The organism is Flavobacterium sp. FG139, assembly GCF_057809695.1.
The window spans coordinates 45,613-72,593 of record NZ_JBMDKL010000009.1; the positions used below are offsets into that span (position 1 = coordinate 45,613).

Here is a 26,981-nt window from a genome sequence, read left to right on the forward strand (position 1 = left end):
GTGGCTAGATTAAAATTGATGCAGCCGATGTTTTAAATTTTAACTTATTATTATGATTTTCAAAGCAATAACACAACTAACACATCGTTATTATACTATATGATTTTAGTTAAGTTAATTTCATAAGGTTTAGGTTAGTTAAAATTTTGTTTTGGGGTGAAAAAGGCGTTCAGGAACTAATTCTTGAACGCCTTTTGATTTAAAGTATTAGAACAGTAATTAGTAACTCATTTCTACAATTTCTCTCACTTTTTCTAAGGTAATGTTTTGTTTTTCACCCAAACCGTTCCAACCGCGTTCTTCAAAACGATTTACAATAAAATTGGCGGTGTTTTCTATATTTTCTGCATTTTCAGAAATCTTGGTTTTCATTCCCATGGTGTGGAAAAATTCGATGGTCTTTTCAATAGCTAAATGCGCTTTTTCTTCGATAGAATTTCCGGTAATATTCCAAACGCGTTCGCCATATTGTGCTAATTTTTCTTTTTTGGTTTCAAACATTACTTTGTATAAGTTCGGACCAATAATCGCCAAGGTTCTGGCGTGATCAATTTCATATAAAGCGGTTAATTCGTGACCAATCATATGGGTTGCCCAATCGCTTGGAACGCCTTTTTGAATCAATCCGTTTAAAGCCATTGTAGCACTCCAAACAAAGTTAGAAGCCAATTTGTAATCACTCGGATTTTCAACTACACTAGGACCAACTTCAATTAAAGTTTTCAAAATGCTTTCGGCAAATCGGTCTTGCAAAAGCGCATCATGGGTATAGGTTAAGTATTGTTCCATTACGTGTGTAAATGCGTCAACCACACCATTTTGCAATTGTCTTTTGGGTAACGAAGTAATCACTGTTGGATCAACAATAGAGAATTTTGGAAACAAAGCACTTCCGCCAAGTGTTAGCTTTTCTTGGGTTGCTTCAATAGTTACAACAGCTCCAGAATTCATTTCAGAACCTGTTGCCGGTAAGGTTAAAACGGTTCCAAAAGGAATTACTTTAGACACATCGGTAAATAAAATTCTCTTTTTAAGAATGTCGGCTTCGTCACCTTCAAAGTGTACAGCTGCCGAAATAAATTTCACACCATCAATTACGCTTCCGCCACCAACAGCTAAAATAAAATCGATGTTTTGTTCGCGAATGATTTGAACCGCTTTCATCAAGGTTTCAAATCTCGGATTGGGTTCGATGCCACCAAATTCGACAATTTCAAAACCTGAAAGTGCGGCTTTTACTTGGTCGTGAACACCATTTTTAAAAATGCTTCCGCCACCATACGCTACTAGAATTTTAGCGCTTTTTGGAACTAATGTACTTAGTTTTTCTATTTGTCCTTTGCCAAAAATATAATTGACAGGATTGTATAATTCGAAATTGTTCATAGTAAAAATATTTAGAACACAAATCTACAAAACGATTGAACGAACAAGTGGTAAAGGAATGTTAAGTTCTGCTTATTACTTTATATGGTTTCAGAATAAACTACACGTTTTTCAGATAAAAGTTTTTGAGTAAAATTTTTGTATGTAGGAGTGTCTTTATATTCATCAGAAATAATTTTTAAATAGTTTATTTGAAAAGGGATTTTTTCTTTACAAATAATATTTAAAAGAAGCACTCTTAAATCATAAATATGTCTTTCAGAGAAGATTTGAAAATTAATTGCAATCAATTCATTATCGTAATTAAAACTTAGGGCGTTATTTATTCCCTGATAATAATAAGGTCCATGTTTTGTGTAATAAGTTCGTTGTCCATAGTAATCGATTATCTTAATTTTCAAATCTTGAATTTTTGATAGCTCATAGATTTTATTATCAATGGTTATCTCGCTTTCATCAATAATCAATTTACCCTTTAATTCGCCATTTAAGTTTTCAAATTCTTGAAATCGTATAAAAAAACTAACAATTAACGTAACTCCAAAAACAACACCAAATAGTTGATATACGAATACATGTTCGTTCAAATAATGTTTTATTCCACTTGCATTCCATTTTTCGTCCAAAAGAGAAATGAAATAACAAATTAAAACACCCATGAATGGCCCCCAACTCAACTTTTCTGATAAAGTTAAATTAAAAAAAGGTTTCTTTTTTGGAATAAATATTTCTCCCCGAAACATAAGTTTACTTCCTATAAAAATTATTATGATCCACATATTCCCAAACTTTTTCGGGCAATAACGGACGAATATTTTTTTTGTTTTTGATGCTTTCGCGGATGAAAGTAGAAGAAAGTTCTAGTACTGGTGCGCCAATACGATGAATTTTAGTGTGATTAATAAATTGCTCATCAATGTCGCCAGAATTCAATCTTGGATAGACATAGATGTCGTGATTTTCTAGAATGAATTCGTAGTTTTTCCATTTGTGAAGCGAATTCAGATTGTCTTCACCCATAATCAAACAAAACTCGTGTTGCGGATATTTATCGTTTAAATGCGCTAAGGTATTTACCGTATAATTGGGTTGTGGTAACTTGAATTCAATATCAGAAGGCTTAATTTTTGGATAGTCTTCTGTCGCAAGATTTACCAAATGCAACCGTTGGTAATCGTCTAATAAAGTGTTTTTTTGTTTGTGCGGATTGTGTGGCGTGACTACCATCCAAATTTGATCTAAATCAGAGTGTTCTGCCATGTGATTGGCAATAATCATGTGCCCAACGTGAATGGGGTTGAAGGTTCCGAAATACAATCCTATTTTCATTCTTACTTATTTGAACACAGATTACACCGATTTTCACAGAAAAAATTAATCAATCTGTGCTAATTTGTGAAATCAGTGTTTATAAAATTTTTCACTAATTCATAGGCCTCCGCTTTAGCCACATCCAAATCATAATTTTTAATGATTTTATCAAATTGTGGCGCTGTTGCCAGTTCTACGTGTGCTTTAGCAATGCGCATATTGATTTTGTCGTCGGTTTCGGTTGAGCGTTCTTTTAGTCTTCGTTTGAGTTCGTCAACGCTAGGCGGTTTCACAAAAACAGCTAAGGTTTCTTGAGGAAATTTCGATTTAATACGCAATCCGCCGGCGACATCAATATCGAAAATTACGTTTTTGCCTTTGGCCCAAATGCGTTCTACTTCGCTTTTTAAGGTTCCATAGAAATTATCGCGATACACTTCTTCCCATTCTACAAAATCTTCGGCTTTGATGTGCTTTTTGAAATCAGCAATCGACATGAAATAATAGTCTTTTCCATCAACTTCTTGGCCGCGAGGTTCGCGAGTAGCTGCCGAAATGGAAAATTCCAAATTCAAATCGTCTTGCTGCAATAAATGCCTTACTATAGTGGTTTTTCCTGAACCTGATGGTGCTGAGAAAACTAATAATTTTCCTTTTTGCATAGTTAATTTTTTAGCCACGAATTACACGGATTTCCACAAATTAATTTGCGATAATTTGTGAAATTAGTGGCAAAATTTTATAAAACATTTAAAACTTGTTCCTTAATTTTCTCCAATTCGTCTTTCATCATCACGACCAATTTTTGCATTTCAGCATGATTGGATTTAGAACCCATGGTATTGATTTCACGTCCCATTTCTTGCGTGATGAAACCTAATTTTCTACCGTTAGCTTCCGTTCCAGCAAGGGTTTCGATGAAATAATTCAAATGATTTTCCAATCGAACTTTCTCTTCCGTAATATCGTATTTTTCTAAATAAAAAATCAATTCTTGTTCGAAACGATTTTGATCTACATTTACTTGAAGTTCGTCTAGTGCAGTTTTCAATCGGTTTTTTACGGTTTCAACACGTTCAGAATCATAAGCCACGGCATTGTTCATCAACGTCATAATGTTGGCGATGCGATGCAAGAACTCTTTTTCCAATGAAACGCCTTCGTCTTTTCTAAAATTAGCGATATTTTCTAGCGCTTCGTCAATTACTTTTTGAATGTGTTTCCACTCGTTTTCATCAATTTCGTCGCGTTCTGTTTTGAGTGCATCGGGCATTCTAACTGCCATTTTCATCAATTCAGTTTCATCGGCATTTGGAATCACTGCTTTCATCTGATTGATGTATCCTTTCACAATTGGCACATTGATTTTAGATGATGTTTCTTCACCAGTCACTTCGATGTATAGCGAAAAATCAATTTTCCCACGTTCCAATCGTTGTGAAATTTGATTGCGTAAACCCAATTCCATTTCGCGGTAAACGGATGGCATTCTGGTATTTAAATCTAAACCTTTACTGTTTAGTGATTTTAGTTCTACGGTAATTTTTTTGGTTGGTAATTGCAAAGAGGCTTTCCCAAAACCCGTCATTGATTGTATCATTCGTATGTTTTATAGACTTCAAATATATGAAAAAGGTTGTAGTTGTTAGTTGTTAGGCATTAGGTTTCTTTTGAGTAACTAAATAAACTCCAGTGAATATTAAAACAGCTGAAAGTAATTTGATCAAACTCAATTCGTCTTTTCCTAATCCTACGGCAAAAATGGTAGCAAAAAGCGGTTGTAAATAGATAAAAACAGCTACGGTTGTGGGTTTTAATTCACGCATGGAAACCAAATTCAATAAATAGGTTAAAAAGGTTGAAAACACGACCACAAATCCAATTTTCCAGAAAATAGCTGTTGGTATAGTTGCCCATTCAATTGCATGAAATTCGTTCCAGCCAAACGGCAATACCATGATAAATCCGAAGGTGTAAATCCATTTTACAAACGTAAAGGCATTGTATTTATCCATTAATTTCTTCACTAAAATCAGATAAAAACCATAAGAAACCGCATTGATAAACACCAGTAAATTTCCCAAAGTGGCGTTGGGTGCATTCACAACCGATTTTCCATACAGAATTAACGTTACCGTTCCGGCCAATCCTAACAGTAATCCGAAAACCTTTCTTTTTTGCATGCGTTCCTTCATGATAAAAGCCGAAAGAACGAGCACAATCATGGGTGTAGTTACCATTAAAACGGCGCCCATAATGGGAGAAGTATAACTCAAACCTTTAAAAAATGTGAGCATGTTTAAGGCAACGCCAAATAACGCAGCCGCTACAATTCGAGGAAAATCTTCTTTGGCAATTTTTTCTTTGGGGCCAAAAAAAGAAATCAACCAAAATAATACCACCGAACCACCCACTCGCATGGTGATAAATCCAAACGGTTCGACATATTTTGGCATTACGTCTTTGGCAATGGTAAAGGTAACCCCATAAATTATGGAAACTATTGTGGCGGCAACCAAGGCCCAAGTTCTTTTAGACATTAGGATAACGCTTTAATAACTTCTATGATGTTTTTTTGGCCGTTTCCGATGTAAATTTGGCCGTCAATTATAAAGACAGGACGACTTAAAAACGTGTAATGTTCTAAAAGGTATTTTTTGAAATCGGCTTCGGTCAACGATTTATTTTTTAAATCCATCGATTTATACAATTGTGCTTTTTTGCTGAAAAGTGCTTCATAACTTCTAGAAAGCGCATACATTTCTTCCAACTCTTGTTCGGTAATTGGATTTTGACGGATGTCGTGAAATGCTAATTTATCTGAATTTGGGAGTGATTTTATGATTTTTCTACACGTATCACAGGAAGCTAAATAGTATATTTTGTTTGTCATGAGAATTCTTTTTGCAAAGGAAATTCTTTTCGAACTTATAATCTGTATTTTTGTAAAAAAATTACAATAAATGAGCACTTTTACTAAAGAATTATCGATTCGATGGTCCGATTTAGACCCTAATTTTCACATGCGTCATTCGGCGTATTACGATTTTGGAGCCCAACACCGTATCGAGATTTTAGCCCAACAAGGATTGACGATGAAGGTAATGCAAGAGCAACATTTTGGCCCGATAGCTTTTCGAGAAGAATGTGTTTTTAGAAAAGAAATTCATTTGAATGACAAAATCACCATCAGTACTAAAATTGGCAAAATGAAAGCCGATGCCTCACGATGGACGATTGTTCATGAGCTGCACAACCAAGATGGATTATTGTGTGCTAAAATCACCATTGACGGCGCTTGGATGGATACTAAATTGAGAAAACTAGCTACACCAACTCCAGCAATTGCCTTAGATGTGATGCATTCGATTCCGAAAACAGACGATTTTATTCTTTTATAAATTTAAAAAATTAAGACATGAATGAAGCTTTTAGAATATTAGAAACCAGTAGAACATTATACCTTAAAATTATTGATAATTATTCGTTGGAACAATTGAATACGATTCCGGATGGATTTAGTAATAATTTAATTTGGAATGCCGGTCACGTCATTGCATCCCAGCAAAAATTAATTTATGCTTTGTCGGGTTTGCCTATGAAAATTTCTGACGAATTTTTTGAAAAATACAGAAACGGTTCGCGACCTGATGCGGCTGCAACGCAAGCAGAAGTGGATGAAATTAAGCAATTGTTAGTCGCAACTGCAGCTCAAGTTAGAGCCGATTATGAAAGTAATGTTTTTGAAAAATTTAACGAATATCAAACCCAAACCGGATTTTATTTAGCGAATTTGGAGGAAGCAATTCTGTTTAATAACTACCATGAAGGCATTCATTTTGGGATGATGTTGACGATTAGAAAGTTTGTTTAATACCTATAGAAAATCCCCTGAAAAAGCAATTTGTGAGCTTATTAGGGGATTTTCATCTTCAAGGTAATTTTTAAGATGCCACCGATTTTTCTTTATCAATGTGCATTACTGTTTTCATATTTTCGAGGTTGAGTTTGAATAATTTTCTTTGATGAAAATACTGTTTGATTCGAAGTTTAGACAAGTCATAAACAATAATTACAACCAAGACCAAACTAACCAGATAAAACATTTTAAAACCTAAATAAACACAGGTAAATCCGGCTAGAATTGCGCCAACTAGATACGAAGTTGTTATGGCTACTAATAATTTAGCTTTTCCAACTAAGGCAGTATTGTTTCGGAATTCTTTTTTGGTAAACATCGAAAATAAGATACCTAAATCGGTTGTGGTACCCGTTAAATGCGTAGTTTTTACAGAAAAATTTGAAATACTAGCGGTCAATCCGTTTTGTAAACCCATAGCAAAGAGCAGAATTACTAACAGAATTTCAGTTTCAGCTAGTGTTTCGGTGTAGAAAAATTCGCCATAAATTCCGACCGTCATTAAGCAAATGATTTCCAAAAACAACGGAATCGAATGCGCCAGATAACTATTGATTTGGTTGAGGTGAATAACGATAAAGTTAGAAACAAAACTTCCAAAGAAGAATAAAAAAATCCAAGAAAAAACAATGGCAATTTGATAGTAATTTCCTTTAACAATTTCGGAGGCTAGAATGGCATAATGCCCGGTTACATTGGATGAAAATGATAGAAATAAAATTAACGAACCAATATTAACCATACCGGCCGAAAAAGCCGACAACGAGCCTAATTTTATATTGTCTGTAAGCGATCTGCTATTGCTATATTTTCTAAGCATAATTTTATTTTTTAAAGGTTAATCGAACAATACCTCGTGTGTGGGTATCAGAATCAAAATTTAAAGTCAGTTTGTTTTTAGAGATTTCACCAATGTTGTAATGTTCGGTGGTTACATTATCATATTTCAATTCTAAAATATTACCGCGACCTTTAATGCACCAATTCACTTCTTTAGTATAATTTTTACCTTTTAAAAGCAATTTTCCTTTGGGTAGAAACACCCATTTTTCAGCTTTGTGAATGATTAAATTTTGACCTACAACTTCTTTTACATAGGTAGAGATGGTGTCAAAATCTCTTTTTAGAGTATCGTTTTTATTTACCTTTTCATATTCCCAAGCCAGCTCGTTCCATGAGCCAACAATGGCCGTTTCTGGATTTTTTGAAGCGCTTATGAGCGATAGAAAGAGTATCATTCCGATACCAAAGAATAAAAAATAATGGAAAATTGTTTTCATAGGCTTATCCTAAAGAAATTTGATTTACAAAGACATCGGCTATTTTACCTTTTTCAAAAGATTCTTCTAAAATTCCAGTGTCGACACTAAGTGTAGAGATGCCACATTTTTTTATGAAAGGCATTAAATCAAAACTTTTAGTATTGGTTTTTTTAAAGGGATATTCAGAAATATAAATTTGTTCAATAGCTTTGCTTTCAAGATAATTGTTAAAAGCAGCATGGGTATAACCCGTAAATAAATCAATAGTAAGCGAGCTAATTTTTGAGTCAAATTTGTTGCTGATAACCTCAAGAGCTTCTTCAAATTCGTTGGTTATTACTGATTCCAATTGTTTTGATTTTGAAAAAAACAACAAATCGCGAATAGAATCACCCAAGTACAATCCGTGCAGTAGAACGATGTTAAATTTTGATTTTGAAGTACTGTTGGTTAAAATATTCTTTAAAATAGTTAACGATTGAATTGAAAAGTCGGTTGGAATTAAGATTGTTTTATTCATAGCTTCTAATGTTTTTTTGTTACAAGGCAAAATTAGAAGCTCAATATTAGACTGGTCTTAAGTTGAGATTAGAATGTTATTAAAATAACGAGTTTGAGATTAAAAAGAGATTAGAATTTACAGACTTGTTTTTTCTTTCAAAATTGGAAAAGTAAGTTGAACTGTCGTTCCTTGGTTTTCTGTTGAGTTAACATGAATGCCACCATGATGCATTCGGATGATGTTTTTAGTTAAAGGAAGTCCAATTCCGTATCCTTCAAAATTTTTGGTGTTGGAAGCTCTAAAAAACGGGTCGTAAATGTAGCGCATTTCGTTTTCGGGAATTCCAATTCCAGAATCTTTAATGATTACGTAAACAAAATCGTCTGAAGCTCCAATGGAAACGATAGTGTCTTTATAATTAGAATATTTACAGCCGTTGCTAATGATGTTGCTTAATGCCAAATGAAGCAGTTGCATATTGCCATTTATTTTAAGTTTCGCCGGATTTTCTGGAAGTAATTCGGTATCGATTATAATTTTATTTTTACTGTTTAATGTATCTAAATTTTCTTTAACGTCCCATAAAAGCTGGTCCATTCGAACTGTTTCAAATTTTTGTATTTTTCCATTAAAACCAGTTTGCGCTAAAAACAACAAGGCTTTTGTTTTGTTGTCCAATTTTTCGGCTTCTGCTAAAATCACTTTAAGCGATTCGGTATATTCTTCAGCAGTTCTTGGTTTAGACAGCACCACATCGGCTTCACCAATAATGGCTGTTAATGGCGTTCTTAGTTCGTGTGAGGCATTGCTGATGAAATTATTTTGAGTTTCAAATGAAGTTTCAATACGGTCTAACATGTCGTTAAAAGTGCTCGACAATTCGTTAAGTTCGTCGTTTCTATTGCTGTCGTTTAATCGTAAATGGAGGTTTTCAGAGCTAATATCTTTAACTTGTTCGGTAATGATTGAAATGGGTTTGAAAATATTTTTACTGAAATAAATAGCGATGTAGAGCATTAATAAGAAAGCAGCTCCAATGGCAAAAAACAATGTTTTAATTAAGTTTTCTGCTTGATTGATTTGAAAGTAATTTTCTGCCGCAGTAATTACAATATAATCTCCAGATTTTGAATGGTATAAAATGGCTTTATACAAATATTTTTTTGAAATATATTCGGCATTGTTATTCTGAATTACCTTATTGAAGAACTCTTCTTTTAATCCTGTTTTTTTTGATTCAACACTGAATTTTTTTGTGGGATTTATTTTAAAAAAGTAATCTTTTTCATGAGGCAATTTTTCGGAAGTATCATTAGCATATAAATCGTTGTCAAGAAAGGTTGTATTGCCATCTAGCTTTTCTTTAGCAACCTTATTGGCTCTTGCTTCCAATAGTCTAAACAAGTATTTTTCAGAATAGCTTGATATCGAAAAATAGATGAATATACTAAAAAGTACTACTACAATTAGAAACGGAATTAATAACAATAAAGTGGTTCTAGAACGCTTTTTGATTTTCATATACCAATAGTATTATTGATTCTCACGCAAAACATAGCCCATACCTATTACGGTGTGAATAATTTTTGCGTCGGGTTGAGCATCTACTTTTTTACGCAAATAATTGACATAAACATCAACAACATTGGTTCCTAAATCAAAATCGACACCCCATACGGCTTCAAGAATATCGAGTCGCGATAGTACCTTGTTTTTGTTTTTTAGAAAATAAAGTAAAAGTTTGTACTCTGTTGTAGTTAATGAAATTTCTTCTTTTGCTCTTGTAACGGTTTTGGAATAATCTTTAACAATTAAATCACCAAATGTATATACGTGTTCGTCTGGTGTTTCCGTTTTGACAGCGGAACTTCCTTCGGCACGACGAATTAAAGTCCGAATTCTAGCTACTAATTCTATGAATTTGAATGGTTTAACCAAATAGTCGTCAGCGCCATTTTCTAGTCCTAAAACAATATTTTCGGGAGTTCCAAGAGCGGTTAAAAATAAAATAGGAACTTGTGTATTGTTTGTTCTTATGGCTTTACAAACTTCTAAGCCATTCATCTCGGGCAACATGATGTCGAGAATGATTACATCAAAATTATTTTCGGTAGCCAATTGTAATCCTGTTTTTCCATCCAACGCAACACTTACCTCAAAAAATTCTTCGGTTAGTCCTTTTTTAATAAAAGAAACGACACTTATTTCATCTTCAACCAATAGTATTTTTTTCATATAAGGAAATGATGGAATTTTAAAACGGCAGATGAAGAAAATAATTATCTGCAATTGCTAGTGCAAATTAAAAAAAATAGTTCAAAGTTAATACCTTTGTATTCTAATTTTAATTCAAATGAAATTCAATACTAAAGTAATACACGGTGGACAACACCACGAAAAAGTGACTGGTGCCGTAATGACACCTGTTTTTCAAACCTCAACGTATGCACAAACCAGTCCAGGACAACCTGTTGGCGATTACGAATACAGTCGTGCTGCCAACCCAACACGTCAAGCATTAGAAGACGCTTTAGCTTCAATTGAAAATGGAGCACGTGGTTTGGCATTTGCTTCGGGTTTAGCGGCAACCGATTGTTTATTGCGCTTGTTCAAAGCCGGTGATGAAATTATTGCCATGGACGATTTATACGGTGGAACGTATCGATTGTTTACGCGTTTGTACAAAGATAGCGGCATCAAGTTTCATTTTGTAGATATGAACGATTTGGACAAATTTCAGTCGTTAATCAATGAGAATACTAAATTGGTTTGGGTAGAAACACCTACCAATCCGTTGATGAAATTAGCTGATATTCAAGAAATTGCTAAAATCACTAAAAAGCATAATTTGTTGTTTGCAGTGGATAACACTTTTGCAACTCCTTATTTACAAAAGCCTTTAGATTTAGGTGCTGATATTGTAATGCACTCGGCTACCAAATACCTTGGCGGCCATTCTGATGTTATTGCAGGTGCTTTAATTATTAAAGACAAAGAATTAGGTGACGAATTGCATTTTAAACAATTTGCTACTGGCGGAACACTTGGGCCAATGGATAGTTATTTGGTGTTGAGAGGAATCAAAACGTTGCATTTGCGTGTGCAAAGACATTGCGAAAACGGAATGAAAGTGGCCGAGTTCTTGAGTAATCATCCCGAAGTGGCCACCGTTTATTATCCTGGTTTGCCTGATCATCCACATCATAATATTGCTAAAAAACAAATGAGTGGTTTTGGTGGAATGGTTTCATTTACTTTCACATCAGGCAAAAAAGAAGATGCTATTTCCTTTTTAGAAAAATTAAAGGTGTTTACTTTGGCCGAATCTTTGGGTGGTGTTGAAAGTTTAGCCAATCATCCAGCATTAATGACACATGCTTCTATTCCGGAAGACAAACGACTTGAAGTTGGAATTACCGACGACTTAGTTCGACTTAGCACTGGTGTTGAAGATATTGATGATTTGCTTGCCGATTTAGAACAAGCTTTTAGATAAAAAAAATCCCGATTCAAACGAATCGGGATTTTTTTATGTGTTTTAGTATCTATTATTGTAAGTAGTATATATAGCCAAAATTCAACCAGATGTTCCAGTCGTTGGCTCTGTTTTCAAGATAAACCCTTGGATCTGGGCTTAATCCATCTACCCAGTTTGAAAAGTAATATTGGAATCTTAAATCTACCATTAAATCAGAAAGAGGTGTTAATTTATAACGCGTTCCAACACTTGTCACTACAGACCAAGTGGTTCCGCCTTTAACATCAAAAGCACCTAAATATTTTATAGGAGTAACTGTTGGTAATTGCCCTAATCCTGGCCCTAATTCAGAATAAGCAGTTGGTTTAAAAAAACTAAATTGACCTCCTAAACTAATAAAAGGACCAAAGCTCCCAATATTAGCAGTGAAATCTCTAATGCTGTATGGAAAAAACTCCAGTTGCATTCCAATATTGGTTACTGCCGTACTTCCTCTCATAGCGCGCAATTGGTTTGCCATTAAAGAGGTTTTTTTTGGGTCAACCCATTGTCCGAAATTCTGCAGATCGGTTTTATTATAAGACAATTCACTTCTTAATTTGAAGTGGTCATTAAAATATGTTTCAGGAGTATAACAACTACATTCTGCTCTGTACGAAAAATTTAAGTAATGAATAAGTCCAATTCCATAACCTGTATTTCCGGCATTAGTAGAAAAATCATGTCTTTCACCATAATCAGACTGAAAAGCAACAGGTCCAACAATGCCTCCAATTTCATGCGAAAAACCGAATTGTGCAGATACTCTGTTGGTAAAACCTAACATAAGCAATAGCGTAACAATAAAATACTTGGTCATTTTCATACAGATTAATTCAATTCTCGACAAATATATAAAAACATCATTCACTAATAAAATAAAATAAAAAAATACTTGGTTATATACGAAAAAAAGCAGAAATAGTTTTAAAACCAACTATTAATTTTAAGTATCCTTAAAAAAAGTTAAGATAAACATAAAAATAATGAGAATATAAAAAAAGTTGTGCCACTATTTTAATAAAATGTATATTTGTCGGATATTACGAAAACGTTTTCTTAAAACATTAATATTATAATTTATGTCACAAAGTATTAACGCATTTATTGATTTAGTTGCACAAAGAAACGGCAACGAACCAGAATTTATGCAGGCAGTGAAAGAAGTTGCCGAAACAGTTATTCCTTTTATTGAGGAAAATAAAAAATACCAAAACAAAATGCTTTTGGAGCGCATGGTCGAGCCAGAAAGAGTAATTATGTTTAGAGTGGTATGGGTTGACGATGCTGGAAAAACGCATGTAAACAGAGGGTACAGAATCCAAATGAACTCTGCCATAGGTCCTTACAAAGGTGGAATTCGTTTTCATCCATCTGTAAATTTAAGCATTTTGAAATTTTTAGCTTTCGAGCAAACCTTCAAAAATAGTTTAACTACATTGCCAATGGGTGGTGGAAAAGGAGGTTCTGATTTTGATCCAAAAGGAAAATCTGACAACGAAATCATGAAATTCTGTCAAGCATTCATGACCGAATTGTCAAAACATATTGGTGCTGATACCGACGTTCCTGCAGGAGATATAGGTGTTGGAGGAAGAGAAGTGGGCTACATGTTTGGTCAATATAAAAGATTAAGAAATGAATTTACTGGAGTTTTAACAGGAAAAGGCATCTCTTTTGGAGGATCATTAATCCGTCCAGAAGCTACAGGATATGGCGATGTGTATTTTGCACAAAGTATGTTGGCTACTAAAGGCGATAGTTTTGCTGGAAAAACAGTTGTGGTTTCAGGTTCAGGAAATGTAGCGCAATATGCTACAGAAAAAGCAACACAATTGGGTGGAAAAGTTGTTACAATGTCTGATTCATCTGGATATATTCACGATGCTGACGGAATTGATGCAGAAAAATTAGCTTACGTAATGGAAATCAAAAACGTAAATTACGGTAGAATTTCTGATTATGTAACGAAATATCCAAATGCTAAGTTCGTAGCTGGAAAACGTCCATGGGAAGTAAAATGTGATGTAGCTTTACCTTGTGCAACTCAAAATGAATTGAACGAAGAGGAAGCAAAAACTTTAGTGGCTAACGGATGTATCTGTGTGGCTGAAGGAGCTAACATGCCTTCTACTCCAGAAGCGGTTACCGTTTTCTTAAATGCTAAAATTTTATTTGCTCCAGGAAAAGCGTCTAACGCTGGTGGTGTGGCTACTTCAGGTCTTGAAATGTCACAAAACTCATTGCGTTTGAGCTGGTCTTCTGAAGAAGTTGACGACAGACTTAAAGGTATTATGGCTAACATTCACGCGGCTTGTGTGAAATATGGTGCTGATGCTAATGGGTATGTTGACTATGTAAAAGGAGCCAACATTGCAGGTTTCGTAAAAGTTGCCGATGCCATGTTAGCGCAAGGAATTGTGTAAACAAACAATCTATATTTATAGTCAAACCTTCTTTCTTTTTAGGAAGAAGGTTTTTTTATTGCCTTATATGAAAACAGATATAATTGCGTTTTATACTATATTTGTTGCACTATATTTTTGATAAAATGCTGAAGAAAAGTTTATACATCCTACTATTGTTTCATTTTTGTGTGAGTTTTGCTCAAAACAACCAATTGTGGCAAGGCTATTTTTCGTACAGTCAAATTACCGATGTAAGTGAATCTACCCAAAACATTTATGCGTCTTCAGAAAACGCTTTTTTTGCTAAAAATCTTGTTACCAACGACATAAAAACCACCACTACAGTTGATGGTTTGGAAGCTGAAACCATAACAGCACTATACCATAGTGATACTTTTAACAAAACATTTGTTGGAAATCAGAACGGATTGCTTCTAGTGGTCAATCAAGATGGTACTATTTTGTATAAAAAAGGAATTCTGGATGAGGTTCCAGTTTCGCCTTTAATCAAGCGTATCAATCATTTTCTAGAATATAATAACAAACTGTATATTTCTTGTGATTACGGAATTACCGTTTTCGATTTAACCACCTTTGAATTTGGAGACACTTATTATATGGGGCCTCAGGGGACTTTTATTTCAGTGCAACAAACGTGTATTAGCAACGGATTTATCTACGCGGCAACCAAAGGAAATTCTTTTGGAAGCGGCATCAGAAGGGCCAATTTGTCCAATCAATTTTTAGACGATTACAACCAATGGATTGACCAATCCGGATACGAATGGAACGGAATAACAGCCTTTGGAACAGAAATTATAGCCCTGCGAACCGATAATGCTTTAGTTCGATTCAACGGTACGTCTTATGTGTCGTTTTTTCAATTACCCGAAACAGGTGTCGATATTAGAACAAGCGATAATCTTTTAATAGTAACCACACTAAATCACGTTTATATTTTTAATACAGCTTTAGTGCAAACGACTCATATACAGAGTAGTCAAGTAACCACGCTTCCAGTGACGTTTACTTGTGCTACAGTTATTAATGGAATTATTTATATAGGTACAAACGAAGCTGGTGTTCTTTCCTCACCAATCACCAATCCTACAAATTTTGATTTTATCAAACCCGATGGACCAGTTCGAAATAAGATTTTTAGACTTAAAAAATCAAGTGCTGCACTTTGGGCTTTGTACGGAAAATACAATAAAGTATATAATCCTTATAACACAGAACCACCATATGGGTTGTTTGAATATTCAATTAGCAAATATGATTCTACTGGTTGGAGCCAGATTCCGTATGCTAATTTGTTTGGAGCCAAATCACTTTCCAACATTACTTTTAATCCTAAAAATGAAAAGCAATTTTTTGTGAGTTCTTATTTTTCGGGACTTTTAAAAGTAGACAATGAAGTACCCACCACACTGTATAACAACACCAACACTGGAACAGACGGATTACAGTCGTTAGCGTTATCACCACCTAATCCAGCCTATGTTGATATTCGTGTTAATGGACCAGCGTTTGACAAAAATGGCGATTTATGGATGACCAATAATTTTCTAACCAATCCTTTAAAAGTATTGCGTAGTGGCGGACAATGGCAATCATACGATTTTAGCACATCATTACAATCCAGCGATTTGTTGCAAACGAGTTACGCACTTCCAGTAGTAGATAAAAACGGCACCAAATGGATTCCAACTAATATTATTGGTCTCATTGGATTTAATGAAAATTACAGCAATAAAATCATCAATATAAAATCGGGAACTTCTGGAAATCTTCCTACCGATGATGCTCGATGTGTTGCTGTTGACAACAAAAATCAATTGTGGATTGGAACCAGTGGCGGATTGCGAATTATTCCTTCCGTAGATTCTTTTATTTCTGAAACCGAAATCCAATCTAAAGCTATTATTATCCTTGAAAATGATCTAGCTCAAGAGTTATTTTACCAACAGTTTATCATTGATATTGCGGTAGATGGTGCCAACAGAAAATGGGTTGCTATTGCCGATTCAGGGGTTTACTTAGTTTCGTCCAATGGTCAAGAAACCATTCATCATTTCACTAAAGAAAATTCACCATTACCCAGTGATAACGTGAATGATATTGAAATTGATTCCGTTTCAGGTGAAGTTTTTTTTGCCACCGACAAAGGTTTGGTTTCATTTAAAGGAACTGCTACCAAGCCAAGCAATGATTTAAGCGGCGTTTATGTCTACCCAAATCCGGTGCGTCCAGAGTATTCAGGAACCGTTAAAATATCCAATCTAACCAATAAAGCGATCGTAAAAATTACGGATATTGAAGGCAATTTAGTATACGAAACCACTTCCGAAGGCGGAACCATCGAATGGGATACCACCGCTTTTGGAAATTATCGTGTGGCTTCTGGTGTATACATGATTTTGATTTCCGCTCAAGATGGCATCGATACTACGGTGAAAAAAGTGATGATTATTCGGTAATTTCAATTAGAAAATCCAAAACCATGTTGGTAAAAACCAAAGCCATCGTCATTTCAGCACTTCGATATCAAGAAAAAAGTCTGATTGTAAAATGTTTTACCCAATCGGATGGGCTAAAAAGTTATTTCGTTCCTAGTGCCTATTCGGGAAAAAAAAGCAATCAAAAAATCGCCTATTTTCAACCGTTAACCCTACTTGAAATTGAGGCCAATCATAAGAATAAAGGAACGTTAGAACATTTTAAAGAAATCAAATTAGCAACGGCTTTTAGCACCATAAACACCGATGTTTTTAAGAGTACTATTGTAATTTTCATTTCAGAAATGTTGCATCATAGCATCCACGAAGAAGAGAAAAACCAAGATTTATTTACGTTTCTTGAAACAGCTTTACTCTGGCTAGACACACATGATGAAACGGCTAATTTTCATTTGATATTGCTGTTGGAAATCACTAAATTTCTAGGGTTTTATCCTGATTCTTCGGAAACAGCTTTCAATTTTTTCGAAATGAGCGAAGGAATTTTTTCGCCTTTTCAAGGAACCAGTTGTTTGAACGAACATGAAACTTTTTTATTTAAAAAATTAATCCAATTAAAATTCGACTCCAATCAAAAAGTCTTCGCTGGAATTGAACGTCAAATGCTATTAAAAATCTTATTGGATTACTATTCGATTCACCTCGACGGATTCAAAAAACCAAAATCTCTAGAGGTTTTAAAGGAAGTTTTTTCTTAAAAACATAAAAAATCACAATTCTTTCTAAATTTTCGGCAAAAGTCGATTCTCTTTTATCTATTTTCTATTCTCTTTTATCAAAATTCCTTACTTTCGCAAACTGATTTAAGAATACGACAAAATGAGCACAAAATTTACTGAATACAAAGGACTTGACTTGCCAACGGTGGCATCAGAAACCCTTAAATTTTGGAAAGAAAATAACATCTTTGAACAATCGGTAACTTCTCGTGAAGGAAACCAACCATTCGTGTTTTTTGAAGGCCCACCTTCGGCAAACGGGTTGCCTGGAATTCACCACGTAATGGCACGTGCGATTAAAGATATTTTTTGTCGTTATAAAACTCAAAAAGGGTTCCAAGTAAAGCGAAAAGCCGGTTGGGATACACACGGTTTACCTGTAGAATTGGGAACTGAAAAAGAGTTAGGCATCACCAAAGAAGACATCGGTAAAAGCATTTCGATAGAAGAATACAACGAAGCGTGTAAACGAACCGTAATGCGTTATACGGACGTTTGGAACGACCTTACCGAAAAAATGGGGTATTGGGTTGATATGGAAGATCCGTATGTGACTTATAAATCCAAATACATGGAAAGCGTTTGGTGGTTGTTGAAACAAATTTACAACAAAGATTTACTATACAAAGGCTACACCATTCAACCGTATTCGCCAAAAGCCGGAACTGGATTATCTTCGCACGAAGTGAACCAACCTGGAAGTTACCGTGATGTAACGGATACAACCGTGGTAGCGCAATTCAAAACGAAATCAGAAACATTACCAAGCTTTTTACAAGGTTTTGGCGACATTCATATTTTAGCTTGGACAACTACACCATGGACGTTGCCAAGTAACACCGCTTTAACCGTAGGTCCTAGAATCGATTATGTTTTGGTTCAAACGTTCAATCAATATACGTTTCTTCCTGTAAAAGTGATTTTGGCTAAAAACCTTGTTGGAAAACAATTTGCAAAAGGATTTTTTGAATCTACTGAAGCATCTGATTTCGAGAATTTTGTAGCAGGAGCTAAAAACATTCCCTATAAAATAATTACGGAATGTAAAGGTGCTGATTTAGTCGGAATTCGTTACGAGCAATTAATGCCATTGACTTTGCCGTATCAAAATCCTGAAAATGCTTTTAGAGTAATTGCAGGCGATTTTGTGACTACCGAAGACGGAACCGGAATTGTACACACTGCGCCAACTTTTGGTGCCGATGATGCCAAAGTGGCCAAAGAAGCAACGCCAGAAGTGCCACCAATGTTGGTTTTAGATGAAAATGGAAACCCAGTGCCATTGGTAGATTTGCAAGGAAAATTCATTCAAGGGTTGGGTGATTTGTCTGGAAAATATGTTAAAAATGAATATTACGACGCTGGAACTGCTCCAGAGCGCTCTGCCGATGTAGAAATTGCTATTCAATTAAAAGAAGAAAATAAGGCGTTTAAAGTCGAAAAATACGTTCACAGTTACCCACACAGCTGGAGAACTGATGAACCACTTTTATATTACCCATTAGATTCTTGGTTTATTAAAGTAACCGAAATCAAAGAACGCATGTTTGATTTGAACGATACGATCAACTGGAAGCCAAAAGCAACTGGAGAGGGACGTTTCGGAAACTGGTTGAAAAATGCCAACGACTGGAATTTATCGCGTTCACGTTATTGGGGAATTCCGTTGCCAATTTGGAGAACCGAAGACGGTACGGAAGAAGTGTTAATTGGTTCGGTAGAAGAATTGTATAATGCCATCGAACAATCAATTGCAGCTGGTTTTCAATCTGAAAATCCATTCAAAGGATTTGAAATTGGTAACATGAGCGAGGAAAACTACAACTTGGTTGATCTGCATAAAAATGTTGTAGATGCCATTACGTTAGTTTCACCATCGGGTAAACCTATGAAACGCGAAAGTGACTTAATTGACGTTTGGTTCGATTCGGGTGCGATGCCTTATGCACAATGGCATTATCCATTTGAAAATAAAGATTTAATAGACGAAAACAAAGCATTTCCTGCTGATTTTATTGCAGAAGGTGTCGATCAAACTCGTGGTTGGTTCTATACGTTACACGCCATCGGAACCTTGGTTTTTGATAAAATTGCGTATAAAAATGTAGTTTCCAATGGATTAGTTCTAGACAAAAACGGACAAAAAATGTCGAAGCGTTTAGGCAATGCTGTTGATCCATTCACCACTTTGGCTGAATACGGTCCAGATGCTACTCGTTGGTACATGATTGCCAATGCCAATCCGTGGGATAATTTAAAATTTGATATTGAAGGCGTTGCCGAGGTGCGTAGAAAATTCTTCGGAACATTATATAACACCTATTCGTTCTTTAGTTTGTATGCGAATATTGACGGTTTCAAATATGCTGAAGCTGAAATTCCATTAAGCGAAAGACCCGAAATTGATCGTTGGATTTTATCCGAATTGCATACGTTGATAAAAACAGTTGATGAAGCCTATGCTGATTACGAACCAACCAAAGCGGCTCGTGCTATTTCTGATTTCGTTCAGGAAAATTTAAGTAACTGGTACGTTCGTTTGTGCAGAAGACGATTCTGGAAAGGCGAATATGGAACGGATAAAATTGCGGCTTATCAAACCTTGTATACGTGCTTGATAAATGTGGCCAAACTTTCGGCTCCGATAGCGCCATTTTTTATGGACCAATTGTATCGTGATTTAGTTAACGCCACTGGAAGCGAGGATTTTACCAGTATTCACTTGGCAAATTTCCCAGTTTCGGTTGAAAACTTTGTTGATAAATCGTTGGAGAGCAAAATGATGAAAGCGCAAACGGTTTCTTCACTCGTTTTATCACTTCGTAAAAAGGAAATGATAAAAGTACGTCAACCGTTGCAAAAGGTTATGATTCCTGTACTTGACGAAAATCAACGTGCAGAAATTGAGGCGGTTTCTGACCTAATTAAAGCCGAAGTGAACGTGAAAGAAATCGAACTTTTAGACGATGCATCGGGTGTTTTAGTGAAGCAAATTAAACCTAATTTTAAGGCTTTAGGACCACGTTTTGGAAAAGATATGGGGTTGATTTCTAGTGAGATACAAAAGTTTTCACAAGATCAAATCAACGAAATTGACACCAAAGGTGAGTTAACACTTGATATTTCAGGAAAAAGTATAATTTTAACAACCCAAGATGTTGAAATTACTTCTCAGGATATTCCAGGTTGGCTGGTGGCAAATGCAAACGGAATTACTGTGGCGTTAGACATTACCATTTCTGAGGAATTGAAACAAGAAGGGATTGCCAGAGAATTGGTGAATAGAATACAAAACATCAGAAAAGATTCAGGATTTGAAGTAACCGATAAAATTAAAGTGCAGTTGCAACGAAGTGGTGCTCTAGAGCAAGCTATCAGAAACAACGAAAACTATATCAAAGATGAAACATTAACGCAAGAGCTACATTTTGCTGATACGGTTCAAAATGGTATAGAAATTGAGTTTGACGATATAAAAACAATGATATTAATTTCAAAATAGTATAAAGATGGTAGATGAAAAATTGAGATACTCAGAAGCTGATTTAGCAGAGTTCAAAGAAATTATTTTAGCGAAAATAGAGAAAGCACAACAAGATCTAGAATTGATTAAAAGTGCCTATATGAATGATTTGAATAACGGTACAGACGATACTTCTCCTACCTTCAAAGCCTTTGAGGAAGGCAGTGAAACGATGAGTAAAGAAGCAAACTCGCAATTGGCTATTCGTCAAGAAAAATTTATCCGTGATTTGAAAAATGCTTTGTTCCGTGTTGAAAACAAAACGTATGGAATTTGCAAAGTAACAGGTAAATTAATCGGTAAAGAACGATTGAAAATTGTTCCTCATGCTACAATGAGTATTGAGGCTAAGAACATGCAACGCTAATTACATTTGTAATTCAGAATATAACGCTCCAAAAGGAGCGTTTTTTTTAGAAAAATAATACTATTTTTGCACCACCAAAAACCAAAAATATGAAACTCAGAAATTCGGCATTCATAATCTTTTTGATATTAGTTATCGATCAATACTCAAAAGTATTTGTAAAAACGAATTTTGTTTTAGGAGAACAAGTTGAGGTTTTCGGCTGGTTTAAATTGTTTTTCATCGAAAATGAAGGAATGGCTTGGGGAACCGTTATTCCGGGTTCATACGGAAAATTATTTCTTACTGTTTTTAGAATTTTAGCCGTCGCAGCCATTGGGTATTGGCTTTGGGATTCGACTAGAAAAGAAAAATCAAAATATTTATTAGTAGCCATTTGCTTAATTTTTGCTGGCGCATTAGGAAACATCATCGATTCGGTTTTATACGGAGTAATGTTTGACGACAGCCACAACCATCTGGCCACTTTCTTTCCAAAAAACCATTACGGAACTTGGTTTCATGGTAAAGTGGTGGATATGTTTTATTTTCCTTTTATTGAAGATTATATGATGCCAAGCTGGGTGCCATTTCTGGGTGGACAAAAAATTACGTTTTTTAATGCCATTTTTAATGTTGCGGATTTTGCCATTTCAACCGGTGTCGGAATTTTGATCTTCTTCAACAAAAAAGCCTTTGCTCATACTCCAAAGAAGAAAATGGTAACCTATTCTACTGTTTTGGATCACGAAGAGGAGTGAAATCATAAACCTTTTCAGACGTTACTAGATAATCCAATTGAATATCATTTTCGGATACGTCTTCAATGATTGATTCTGCTTCAAAAAAAGACAATCCTATTTTTAGGGTTTCTGGTTTGCAATTCCGTAAAAAATTATCGTAAAATCCTTTGCCATAACCTACTCGATTTCCTTGTAAATCAAAGGCTAATAAAGGCACAAATACTACATCTATTTTTGCGACAGGCACATCCAAACCATCAATAGGTTCTGGAATGTTGTATTCGTTTTTCTTGAATTTAGTGTTGTCTGTAAGAAGAAAATGCGTCATGCTTGAGGTAGCAAAATCACTTTTAGAAACCACAATTTCTTTGTCTTTACCCGCTAAAATTTGAAGAATAAATTCGGTGTTAATTTCTTTTTGTTCTTCAATGGATAGGAACAAATGATAATAGACTTTATCCCAAATATTCAACTGCAATAATCGATTAGCGATAGCCAAACTTTTGGATTCAATTTCTTCTTGAGACAGTGATTTTCGTAATTCTTTGTATTTAAAACGCAATTCCTTTTTAAGCATAGCGTAAAAGTAGCAAAAAATCAATTTGTTTCGTGTCGAATTTAAAGTTAAATTTGTTTGAAGAAAATTACAGAAATCTATGTTCTTTTCTCTATTTCTTAAAAAATGACCAATCCATCTCTAGAACTTCAAATACAAACCTTACCCGATAATCCCGGAGTATATCAGTATTATGATAAAGACGGAAAAATTCTCTATGTTGGAAAAGCCAAGAACCTAAAAAAAAGAGTTTCTTCTTATTTTAATAAAGTCCACGACAATGCCAAAACTAATGTATTAGTTCGCAAAATTGTTGAGATCAAACACATCGTAGTTTCATCGGAACAAGACGCACTTTTATTAGAAAATAACTTAATAAAAAAACTGCAACCACGCTATAATGTGTTGTTGCGCGATGATAAAACGTATCCGTGGATTTGCATCAAAAAAGAACCATTTCCTAGAATTTTTCCCACGCGAAGAATGATTAAAGACGGCTCCGAATATTTTGGGCCGTACACTAATTTTAAAACGGTCAATACCATTTTAGAGTTAATCAAAGGCTTGTATCCGTTGCGTACCTGCAACTTCGATTTGAGTCCGGCTAACATCGATAAAGGCAAATTTAAAGTCTGTTTAGAATTTCATATTGGCAATTGCAAAGGCGGTTGCGAAGGATACGAACTAGCCGAAAACTACCAAATCCAAGTCAATGCCATTCGCGAAATTTTGAAAGGAAATTTCAAAGAAAGCTTACGCGATTTTAAGTCCAAGATGCAAGAATTTGCCGCCAATATGCAGTTTGAAGAAGCACAGCAAATCAAAGAAAAAATAGAAGTTCTCCAAAATTATCAATCACGTTCCACCGTTTTAAATCCGAAAATTTCCAACATCGACGTATTTTCTATCATTTCCGACGAAGCGGTTGCTTACGTCAATTTTTTGCAAATTGCTCACGGCGCCATCATTCGTTCGCATACGTTAGAACTCAAAAAGAAATTAGATGAATCCGACGAAGAGCTTCTCGAATTAGCGGTGGTTGAACTTCGCGAACGATTTAAATTACTTTCTAAAGAAATTATTTTGCCATTTCCGTTAGATTTTGGTGATAACATAAAGGTTACGGTACCACAACTCGGCGACAAAAAACAAATTCTAGAATTGTCCGAGCGAAATGCTAAATATTACCGTTTAGACCAATTAAAACAAATTCAAATTGTAGATCCTGAACGCCATACCAATCGCATTATGGCGCAAATGCAGAAAGATTTACGCCTTTCGGTAGAACCGCGCCACATCGAATGTTTTGACAACTCCAACATACAAGGAACCAATCCTGTGGCGGCTTGCGTGGTTTTTAAAGACGGAAAACCATCCAAAAAAGACTACCGTCATTTCAATATTAAAACCGTAGAAGGCCCGAACGATTTTGCTTCTATGGAAGAAGTGGTTTACAGAAGATATAAACGATTGTTAGACGAAAACCAACCGTTGCCACAACTCATCATCATTGATGGTGGAAAAGGGCAATTATCTTCGGCACTTAAAAGCATTGACGATTTAGGATTGCGCGGAAAAATTGCCATTATCGGCATTGCCAAACGATTAGAAGAATTGTTTTATCCCGGCGATTCGGTGCCGTTGTATCTCGATAAAAAATCGGAAACCCTCAAAGTCATCCAGTTTTTGCGCAACGAAGCACACCGATTTGGGATTACCTTTCACCGTGACAAGCGCAGCAAATCGGCACTCAATTCGTCTGTAGAAACCATTCCTGGAATTGGAGAAAAAACAATGCTCACTTTAATAAAACATTTTAAAAGTGTTAAAAGATTGAAATTAGCCACCGAAAAAGAAATTTCTGAGGTTGTGGGTGCATCAAAAGCCAAAAAAATTTCCGACTTTTACCATAAAATCGATAATTAATTTTGGAAGCGAATGATTAAGGCTTACTTGCAATCCATTTTCCTGCTATTCACTTCAATCTTTTTCTTTCCAAAAAAGAAAGAAAAAGGATTTTCGTTACTATCAGGGCTAAGCAGTTTTCGTCTTTTGTGTTTGTTTGTTGTTTTTTTCGGACTTTCTGCTCAAAATACCTATTCCCAAGATTCTATTAAACGACCAAAAATCGGATTAGTGTTAACGGGTGGTGGTGCCAAAGGATTCGCTCATATTGGTGTTTTAAAAGTGCTAGAAAAAGCAGGCGTTAAAGTTGATTACATCGGCGGAACCAGTATGGGTGCGGTTGTTGGTGGTTTATATGCCACAGGATATAGTGCAACACAAATCGATTCGATATTTAGAGCTACCAATTTTGATGAACTTTTACAAGATTATATTCCCAGAACTTCTAAAAGCTTTTATGAAAAACGCAACGACGAACTGTATGCTATGGCACTGCCGTTTAAGAAGCTAACTATTGGCGTTCCTATTGCACTTTCCAAAGGATTGTATAACTACAATTTGCTTACAAAACTTACTCATAAGGTGCGCTATGTAAGAGATTTTAATCAACTTCCTATTCCGTTTGTGTGCATCGCTACTGATATTGAAACTGGAGAACAGCTTATTTTAAACAAAGGGTATTTGCCTCAAGCATTGTTAGCAAGTTCGGCATTTCCAACGCTTTTTTCACCTGTTGAAATAGAGGGAAGAATGCTTATAGATGGTGGGGTAACCAACAATTATCCTATAGATGAAGTCAAGAAAATGGGCGCTGATATTATCATTGGTGTTGATGTGCAAGACGGATTAAAAGATAGAAACTCACTTGGAGAAGCGACTAAAATATTGGTTCAAATCTCCAACCTTCAAATGATTGAAGGCATGAAAGAAAAAATAAAAAAAACCGACATTTACATAAAACCAGACATTTCAGATTATTCGGTAATTTCATTTGACAAGGGTAGTGAGATTGTTAAAAAAGGCGAAGATGCTGCCATGACCGTATTTGACGAACTTAAAAAAATTGCCGTTAAAAACGATAAGTATAAAACTCAACAACTTAATGTTGAGCACGATAGTTTGCAAGTCGATCAAATTACCATTAATGATGTGAAAAATTACACCCGTGCTTACATCATTGGTAAGCTCGGATTTAAACAAGGTTCTAAAATAAGTTATGATCAACTGAAAAAAGGAATCAACACCCTAAATGCAACTGGAAATTTTAGTTCTATAAATTATAAAATTAATGCTATTAATTCGGGAGATGAATTGGATTTGAGTGTTGCCGAAAGTAAAAACAAGACCTTTATAAAGTTTGGATTGCATTACGACGGATTGTATAAAAGTGCAGCATTAATCAACCTAACTCAAAAAAAATCACTTTTTAGGAATGATGTTTTATCATTAGATATGGGACTTGGGGATAATTTTAGGTATAATTTAGATTATTATATTGACAACGGATTTTATTTTAGTTTTGGATTCAAATCTCGATTCAATCAATTCAATAGAAATGTGACTACCGATTTTAATAATGGAAATTTATTTACGCAATTCGGTATCAATGCTTTAAATGTAGATTTTTCTGATCTGACCAACCAAGCTTATTTGCAGACCATTTTTGCGCAAAAGTTTCTCATCGGTGCAGGTTTAGAAATGAAACACATTAAAATTAAGTCTAAAGCTTTAGAAAATACGAATCCAATTTTTGAAAATAGTGATTATACCAGTGCTTTCGGATACTTAAAATACGATTCGTTCGACAATAAATATTTCCCTAAAAAAGGATGGTTTTTTAATGGCGATTTACAAACCTATCTATATTCTACCAATTACACCAATCAATTCAATAGATTTTCTATTTTGAAAGGTGAATTCGGAATTACAAGAACTTTTTACAAATTTATCAATCTGAGATTTCAAACTGAAGCAGGATTTTCATTTGGAGAAAACAGCGTTCATTTCTTGGATTTTGTCTTAGGCGGATATGGATTTAATACGATTAATAATTTCAAACCATTTTATGGGTATGATTTTTTAAGTATTGCCGCTGATGGTTATATTAAATCATTAGCTACTTTGGATGTAGAATTTTATAAAAAAAACCACGTCAATTTTTCGGCCAATATTGCCAATGCAGAAGATAAATTGTTCAGCACAGGAAATTGGCTTGCCACACCGAAATATACTGGTTATGCTTTCGGATATGGGTTAGAAACAGCACTAGGTCCTATTGAAGTTAAATATTCTTGGTCGCCAGAATTACCAAAAGGATTTTTTTGGATTAATGTTGGGTTTTGGTTCTAAATCCTATAAAATTTCT

The 26,981-nt window shown here is 34.9% G+C and carries 25 protein-coding genes; 11 read left to right on the forward strand and 14 right to left on the reverse strand.

Translation table 11 applies throughout. The features are described from left to right. Positions 1-219: 219 nt before the first annotated feature. From ACODSI_RS09165 to ACODSI_RS09195, 7 genes are all read right to left on the reverse strand, one after another. Positions 220-1,386 carry an iron-containing alcohol dehydrogenase gene (locus ACODSI_RS09165; RefSeq protein WP_488916545.1) on the reverse strand — a complete coding sequence of 389 codons (1,167 nt, stop codon included), beginning with the start codon at positions 1,384-1,386 and terminating at the stop codon, positions 220-222. A gap of 80 nt (positions 1,387-1,466) precedes the next feature. Further along, entirely contained in the window at positions 1,467-2,129 is a 663-nt protein-coding gene (locus ACODSI_RS09170; protein ID WP_488916546.1) for a hypothetical protein, read from the reverse strand. A gap of 4 nt (positions 2,130-2,133) precedes the next feature. After that, positions 2,134-2,715, reverse strand: a complete 582-nt coding sequence (gene nadD, locus ACODSI_RS09175; protein WP_488916547.1) for a nicotinate (nicotinamide) nucleotide adenylyltransferase — start codon at positions 2,713-2,715, stop codon at positions 2,134-2,136. Between the two features lie 59 nt (positions 2,716-2,774). After that, positions 2,775-3,359 carry a guanylate kinase gene (gene gmk / locus ACODSI_RS09180; RefSeq protein ID WP_488916548.1) on the reverse strand — a complete coding sequence of 195 codons (585 nt, stop codon included), beginning with the start codon at positions 3,357-3,359 and terminating at the stop codon, positions 2,775-2,777. 77 nt (positions 3,360-3,436) lie between these two features. Further along, positions 3,437-4,297 carry a YicC/YloC family endoribonuclease gene (locus ACODSI_RS09185; RefSeq protein ID WP_488916549.1) on the reverse strand — a complete coding sequence of 287 codons (861 nt, stop codon included), beginning with the start codon at positions 4,295-4,297 and terminating at the stop codon, positions 3,437-3,439. Positions 4,298-4,349: 52 nt separating this feature from the next. Beyond that, positions 4,350-5,237 (reverse strand): DMT family transporter, encoded by an 888-nt coding sequence (locus ACODSI_RS09190; RefSeq protein WP_488916550.1) that lies wholly within the window; start codon positions 5,235-5,237, stop codon positions 4,350-4,352. Next, positions 5,237-5,590: an arsenate reductase family protein gene (locus ACODSI_RS09195; protein ID WP_488916551.1), complete on the reverse strand. Its 354-nt coding sequence runs from the start codon at positions 5,588-5,590 to the stop codon at positions 5,237-5,239. Before ACODSI_RS09195 ends, ACODSI_RS09190 begins: the two co-directional genes overlap by 1 nt. A 70-nt stretch (positions 5,591-5,660) precedes the next feature. On the opposite strand from ACODSI_RS09195, the gene ACODSI_RS09200 reads away from it, so the two are divergent. Both ACODSI_RS09200 and ACODSI_RS09205 read left to right on the forward strand, forming a co-directional pair. Further along, entirely contained in the window at positions 5,661-6,098 is a 438-nt protein-coding gene (locus tag ACODSI_RS09200; protein ID WP_488916552.1) for an acyl-CoA thioesterase, read from the forward strand. Between the two features lie 17 nt (positions 6,099-6,115). Then, entirely contained in the window at positions 6,116-6,571 is a 456-nt protein-coding gene (locus tag ACODSI_RS09205) for a DinB family protein (protein WP_488916553.1), read from the forward strand. Positions 6,572-6,641: 70 nt separating this feature from the next. Here the strand turns inward: ACODSI_RS09205 and ACODSI_RS09210 are convergent, their stop codons facing one another. The 5 genes from ACODSI_RS09210 to ACODSI_RS09230 form a co-directional block, all read right to left on the reverse strand. Continuing rightward, positions 6,642-7,436 carry a YoaK family protein gene (locus tag ACODSI_RS09210; protein ID WP_488916554.1) on the reverse strand — a complete coding sequence of 265 codons (795 nt, stop codon included), beginning with the start codon at positions 7,434-7,436 and terminating at the stop codon, positions 6,642-6,644. A gap of 4 nt (positions 7,437-7,440) precedes the next feature. Then, on the reverse strand, positions 7,441-7,896 hold the full coding sequence (locus ACODSI_RS09215) for a hypothetical protein (RefSeq protein ID WP_488916555.1): 456 nt from the start codon (positions 7,894-7,896) through the stop codon (positions 7,441-7,443). Positions 7,897-7,900: 4 nt separating this feature from the next. After that, positions 7,901-8,398 carry a hypothetical protein gene (locus tag ACODSI_RS09220; protein WP_488916556.1) on the reverse strand — a complete coding sequence of 166 codons (498 nt, stop codon included), beginning with the start codon at positions 8,396-8,398 and terminating at the stop codon, positions 7,901-7,903. A 117-nt stretch (positions 8,399-8,515) separates the two neighbouring features. After that, the gene (locus ACODSI_RS09225; protein ID WP_488916557.1) at positions 8,516-9,901 is read right to left on the reverse strand and encodes a sensor histidine kinase; all 1,386 of its coding nucleotides are present in this window, start codon (positions 9,899-9,901) and stop codon (positions 8,516-8,518) included. A 12-nt stretch (positions 9,902-9,913) separates the two neighbouring features. Continuing rightward, positions 9,914-10,615: a response regulator transcription factor gene (locus ACODSI_RS09230; RefSeq protein WP_488916558.1), complete on the reverse strand. Its 702-nt coding sequence runs from the start codon at positions 10,613-10,615 to the stop codon at positions 9,914-9,916. Between the two features lie 118 nt (positions 10,616-10,733). On the opposite strand from ACODSI_RS09230, the gene ACODSI_RS09235 reads away from it, so the two are divergent. Next, entirely contained in the window at positions 10,734-11,876 is a 1,143-nt protein-coding gene (locus tag ACODSI_RS09235; RefSeq protein ID WP_488916559.1) for a cystathionine gamma-synthase, read from the forward strand. A 52-nt stretch (positions 11,877-11,928) separates the two neighbouring features. On the opposite strand, the gene ACODSI_RS09240 is transcribed toward ACODSI_RS09235, so the two are convergent. Then, positions 11,929-12,717 (reverse strand): THC0290_0291 family protein, encoded by a 789-nt coding sequence (locus ACODSI_RS09240; RefSeq protein ID WP_488916647.1) that lies wholly within the window; start codon positions 12,715-12,717, stop codon positions 11,929-11,931. Between the two features lie 262 nt (positions 12,718-12,979). Here ACODSI_RS09240 and gdhA point away from each other — a divergent pair, with 262 nt between their 5' ends. The 6 genes from gdhA (at position 12,980) to ACODSI_RS09270 (ending at position 22,173) form a co-directional block, all read left to right on the forward strand. Beyond that, a complete protein-coding gene (gdhA, locus tag ACODSI_RS09245) occupies positions 12,980-14,323 on the forward strand; it encodes an NADP-specific glutamate dehydrogenase (RefSeq protein WP_488916560.1) in 1,344 nt (447 codons plus the stop codon). 125 nt (positions 14,324-14,448) lie between these two features. Beyond that, positions 14,449-16,785 (forward strand): type IX secretion system anionic LPS delivery protein PorZ, encoded by a 2,337-nt coding sequence (gene porZ, locus ACODSI_RS09250; RefSeq protein WP_488916561.1) that lies wholly within the window; start codon positions 14,449-14,451, stop codon positions 16,783-16,785. A gap of 23 nt (positions 16,786-16,808) precedes the next feature. Then, the gene (gene recO / locus ACODSI_RS09255; protein WP_488916562.1) at positions 16,809-17,522 is read left to right on the forward strand and encodes a DNA repair protein RecO; all 714 of its coding nucleotides are present in this window, start codon (positions 16,809-16,811) and stop codon (positions 17,520-17,522) included. 121 nt (positions 17,523-17,643) lie between these two features. Continuing rightward, entirely contained in the window at positions 17,644-21,045 is a 3,402-nt protein-coding gene (ileS, locus tag ACODSI_RS09260; RefSeq protein ID WP_488916563.1) for an isoleucine--tRNA ligase, read from the forward strand. 7 nt (positions 21,046-21,052) lie between these two features. After that, on the forward strand, positions 21,053-21,433 hold the full coding sequence (locus ACODSI_RS09265) for a TraR/DksA family transcriptional regulator (protein WP_488916564.1): 381 nt from the start codon (positions 21,053-21,055) through the stop codon (positions 21,431-21,433). Between the two features lie 89 nt (positions 21,434-21,522). Next, entirely contained in the window at positions 21,523-22,173 is a 651-nt protein-coding gene (locus ACODSI_RS09270; RefSeq protein WP_488916565.1) for a lipoprotein signal peptidase, read from the forward strand. On the opposite strand, the gene ACODSI_RS09275 is transcribed toward ACODSI_RS09270, so the two are convergent. Continuing rightward, positions 22,145-22,732: a 5-formyltetrahydrofolate cyclo-ligase gene (locus ACODSI_RS09275; protein ID WP_488916566.1), complete on the reverse strand. Its 588-nt coding sequence runs from the start codon at positions 22,730-22,732 to the stop codon at positions 22,145-22,147. The genes ACODSI_RS09270 and ACODSI_RS09275 overlap by 29 nt on opposite strands. A 105-nt stretch (positions 22,733-22,837) precedes the next feature. Between ACODSI_RS09275 and uvrC the strand changes: the two genes are divergently transcribed. Further along, positions 22,838-24,637: an excinuclease ABC subunit UvrC gene (gene uvrC, locus ACODSI_RS09280; RefSeq protein WP_488916567.1), complete on the forward strand. Its 1,800-nt coding sequence runs from the start codon at positions 22,838-22,840 to the stop codon at positions 24,635-24,637. Positions 24,638-24,649: 12 nt separating this feature from the next. Then, positions 24,650-26,965, forward strand: coding sequence for a patatin-like phospholipase family protein (locus ACODSI_RS09285; RefSeq protein WP_488916568.1), 2,316 nt, complete (start codon positions 24,650-24,652; stop codon positions 26,963-26,965). Positions 26,966-26,981: the final 16 nt, after the last annotated feature.